Source organism: Streptomyces apricus, assembly GCF_008369065.1.
GTDB lineage: Bacteria > Actinomycetota > Actinomycetes > Streptomycetales > Streptomycetaceae > Streptomyces > Streptomyces apricus.
In genome coordinates this window covers 1-4,083 of the sequence record NZ_VDFC01000122.1, presented here as the reverse complement: position 1 = coordinate 4,083, position 4,083 = coordinate 1, and the positions used below count along the sequence as shown (strand labels likewise).

The 4,083-nt window shown below is 74.1% G+C and carries 5 protein-coding genes; 3 read left to right on the top strand and 2 right to left on the bottom strand.

Going from position 1 to position 4,083, the window contains the following annotated elements; genetic code table 11:
- On the top strand, window positions 1-1,304 hold a 1,304-nt coding region (locus FGF04_RS38300), incomplete at its 5' end, for an FAD-dependent monooxygenase (protein WP_408055724.1).
- A complete protein-coding gene (locus FGF04_RS38295; RefSeq protein WP_149516000.1) occupies window positions 1,301-1,774 on the top strand; it encodes an NUDIX hydrolase in 474 nt (157 codons plus the stop codon). The genes FGF04_RS38300 and FGF04_RS38295, both read left to right, overlap by 4 nt.
- Before the next feature lie 52 nt (window positions 1,775-1,826).
- Here FGF04_RS38295 and FGF04_RS38290 read toward each other — a convergent pair whose 3' ends face one another.
- Entirely contained in the window at window positions 1,827-2,309 is a 483-nt protein-coding gene (locus FGF04_RS38290; RefSeq protein WP_149515999.1) for a MarR family winged helix-turn-helix transcriptional regulator, read from the bottom strand.
- Window positions 2,310-2,379: 70 nt separating this feature from the next.
- On the opposite strand from FGF04_RS38290, the gene FGF04_RS38285 reads away from it, so the two are divergent.
- A complete protein-coding gene (locus FGF04_RS38285) occupies window positions 2,380-3,288 on the top strand; it encodes an NAD-dependent epimerase/dehydratase family protein (RefSeq protein ID WP_223146452.1) in 909 nt (302 codons plus the stop codon).
- Between the two features lie 34 nt (window positions 3,289-3,322).
- Here FGF04_RS38285 and FGF04_RS38280 read toward each other — a convergent pair.
- On the bottom strand, window positions 3,323-4,083 hold a 761-nt coding region (locus FGF04_RS38280), incomplete at its 5' end, for a hypothetical protein (protein WP_235882729.1).

Below are 4,083 nucleotides of genomic sequence, written 5' to 3'. Positions count from 1 at the left end.
GTGCGACGTGGTGCGCGACCGGACCGGGACGGGGTGGCGGCGTGAGGGCGATCGTCGTGGGGGCGGGCATCGGTGGACTGGCGGCGGCGCTGAGCCTGCGCCGCGCCGGGCACGAGGTGACCCTGGTCGAGCAGGCGCCGCGGTTCACCGAAGTCGGGGCCGGCATCCAGCTCGCGCCCAACGCCACCCGGGTGCTGCGCCGCCTCGGCGTACTGGACGCGGTCGCCGCCCGGGCCGTACGTCCCGCGCGGCTGTCCTTCCGCGCCTGGTCCGACGGGGCCGACATCTGCAGCTACCTGCTCGGGCCCGCGGTGGAGGAGGAGTTCGGGGCGCCCTACCTGCTCCTGCACCGGGCCGACCTGCACCGGGCGCTGGCCGACGCGGTGCCCTCCGGATCCGTGCGGCTCGGCACCACGGTGGTGGGCGTCGACCAGGACGACGGGGCCGCCCATGTGACCACGGCGAGCGGCGAACGGCTGGACGCCGACGTGGTGGTGGCCGCCGACGGAATACGGTCCGCCGCCCGCCGGTGGCTCTTCGGCCCGGACGAGGCGCTCTTCTCGCACACGGCCGCCTACCGGGCGCTGCTCCCGGCGCACGAGGTGGCCGACCTGGACCTGCCGGAGCTCGCCGTCTGGATGGGCCCGGACCGGCACTTCGTGCACTACTGGGTGCGTCGGCGCGAACTCCTCAACGTGGTCGCCGTGTTCACCGTACGAGCGGCCCGCACGGCGCAGGAGTCATGGGTCGCCCAGGCCGAACCGGGGGAGCAGACGGGCGAGTTCGCGGGCTGGGACCCCCGGGTGCTCGGCGTCCTGGAACGCGCCGGCCGGATGCTCTGCTACGGCATCCACACCCGGGCCCCGCTCGCCCGCTGGAACGTCGGGCGGGTGACTCTGCTGGGCGACAGCGCCCACGCGATGGTGCCGTTCCTGGCCCAGGGCGCGGCCCAGGCGATCATGGACGCGGCCGTGCTCGGCGACGTCCTCACGGACGCGGCACCGGCCGACGTGCCCGCGGCGCTGGACCACTACGTGCACCGCCGCCTCGCGACGGCCACCCGTACGCAGGCGGGCGCCGCCCGGGCGGGCGAGGACTTCCACCTGCCGGACGGCCCGGCGGCCGAGGCCCGCAACGCCCGCATGGCGGCGCACGCGGCCGGCCACAGGTTCATGCCGCAGTCGGCCGCCTGGGTGCCGGACGCCGCCGACGGCCCCGCGACGGTGCCGGACGCCGCCGACGGCCCCGCGGCGGTGCCGGGCGAGGGCCACGGCGCAGCGGGGCACAGGAAGCGGGGAACATGAACGACTACGTCACCGAGCTCCGCCGGGCCGTCGGTACGAGGCCGCTCGTCCTCCCGGGGACCTCGATGCTCGTGACCGGTCCCGAGGGCGCGGTCCTGCTGCTGGCCCGGGCCGATACCGGCGGCTGGGGCCTGCCCGGCGGGATCATGGACCCCGGCGAGTCCTTCGAGGAGACGGGGCGGCGTGAACTGCTTGAGGAGACCGGGCTGACCGTCGGCCGACTGGAGCTGCTCGGCGTGTACTCCGGGGAGTCCTGCTACTACCGCTATCCCAACGGCGACGAGATCTACAACGTCACCGCCGCCTACCTGGCCGCGTTCCCGCAGGGCGCCGTGCTGTCGCTGGACACCGCGGAGAACACGCGGTGGCGGTTCTTCGCGCCGGACGGCCTCCCGCCGGACCTGATCGGTCCCGAACGGCCGATCCTGGCCGACTACGCGCGCCTGCTGGAGGAGCGGCGCGCGGGGTGAGCGCCGGTCCTCAGCCTCCGGCCGTCAACCCCTGGCCATCAGCTCCCGTCCGTCAGCCCCTGACCGGCCGCTGGTCCGCGGAGAGGGCGTCGGCGAGGTGGGCGATCGTCTCCGCGAGCGCCGGGAGCAGGGCGTCGGGGATCCTGTCCAGGACGCGGCCGCGGGCACTGGCCAGGTGCGCGGGCTGCGCCGCCTCCATGGTGCGCAGGCCGGCGTCGGTCAGGACGGCCTCGTTGCCGCGGCCGTCCTGGCCGTGCCGCTCCTTGCGCACCAGCCCGTGCTTGCCCAGCCCGTCGACCACGCGGGTGATGCGGGACGGGGTGAGGCCCGCGGCGTCGGCCAGCGCGGACATGCGCATACGGCGGTCCGGCGCCGAGCCGAGGAGCAGCAGGACGGCGAACTCGGTCATGGTGACGCCGGTGCGCGACATGTCCTCCTCCAGCGCGCGCGGCAGGGAGTGGACCAGGCGGCCCAGGCTCTGCCACAGCAGCAGCTGGTCGGGGGAGAGCGGAGCGGGATCGGTGTCGGAGGCCATGCCGCCCACTCTATTTGACGAGGCAAACAACGGCCGACATTATTGCTGAATCAAGCAATTATGGAGGTCGATGATGCAGATTCTCGTCACCGGTGCCACCGGCTACGCCGGCCGCCGCGTCTCGCGCGCCCTGGCCCGCGCCGGGCACACCGTCCTGGGCCTGACCCGGGACGCCGCGGCCCCGGCCGCCCGCGACCTGGCCGTGGACGAAGTCACCCCCGTGCAGGGCGACGTGCGCCGGCCCGAGACCTGGCGTGGGCACCTGGACGGCACGGACGCGGTGGTGCACCTGCTGCTGGACATGAGTGACCCGGTCGGCACCGACCGGCTGCTGTTCGCCGAACTGGCGGCGGTGCAGGAGAAGGACGGTCGGTGCCGCCACCTCGTCTACACCACCGGCATCTCCTCCTACGGCCGCACCGGCCTCGCCCTGATGGACGAGAACACCCCCGGCGCCCCCGACAGCCCGCTGGGCTTCCGCTTCGCCCTGGAGAGGGAACTGGCCGCCACCGGGCTGCCCCACACCGTGGTCCGCCCCGGCTTCCTGTACGGCGGCCCGGCCACCACCTCCATGACCGCGCAGTGGTTCGCCGCCGCCGAGGCGGGCGAGCCGGTCTTCTACGGCGACACCGCCAAGCGCTGGAGCTGGGTCCACGTGGACGACCTCGCTGACGCCTACGTCCGCATACTCGACCACCCCTCCGCCGTCGACGGCGAGGTCTTCGTCGTCGCGGACGACCAGCGCGCCGCCGCCCTCGACGTGCAGCGCGCCGCCGTCCGGGCCGCCGGGTACACCGGCGAGATCGTCCTGAAGGACGCCGAGGCCGGCGGCATGCTGCAGACGGCCGCCGACCAGGACGAGCTCGTCAGCAGTGCCAAGGCGCACCGCCTGCTCGGCTGGCGCCCCCGCCACGTCGCGTTCACCGACGCGCCCGAGCTGTACCACCGCGCGTGGAAGGCGGCCCGGCCGGCGGCCTGAACCGGCAGACCGGCCGGTTCAGGCTGCCGGGCGGTCATTCGGAGCGCAGGTTCTCCAGCGTCGACCGGGTGTCGCTCTTCACCCAGCGGGAGACCTCGCCGATCGCCGGCGGGGTGCTCGTCTCGTACGAGGTCGTGTAGACGCTCCAGCTCATCTGGTACGTCATCCAGCCGTCCCGCACCGCGAGGATCACCGCGCGGCTGCCGCCGGTCGACGAGCCGGTCGTGGTGTCCTCGGTCACGAGGTAGGCCTCGTCGCCGTACCCGGACACCTTCTCCACCTCGTAGTCCTCGTACCGCTGGTGGTACTCGGACCACAGCGCGGTGAACTCGGCGGACGGGTCGGTCTTCTTGTGCAGGTCCATCTGCACGGAGAGGTACGCGTCCGAGTACGAGGAACTGCCCGTCTTCTTCAGGGAGATGCTGCAGTAGCTCTGGTCGATCGCCTCGTGCTTCAGCGCGTTGTGGGTGGGGGAGTCGTCCTCCTCGGCGTACTCGGCCCGCAGGGCGGTGTAGTCGACCGAGGAGCAGAGGTTCGCTCTGGCCCGGTACCCGGCCAGCTCCGGGTCGTCCCCGAGCGGGTCGAGGAGGAGGATCCCGCCCGCCCACAGCGCGGAGGCGAGCACCGCTCCCACCGCCGCCCAGAGCACCGCGCGCCCCGCACTGCTCTTGCCGCCGTGCGGGGAGGGCGGGGGGAACCCCGGCGGCTGCCCGTACGCGTAGGGCTGGAGCGGCGGTTGCACGGGAGGCGGCCCGTAGGCGTTCGCGGGAGCGGACGTGGGGGCGGACGTAGGGG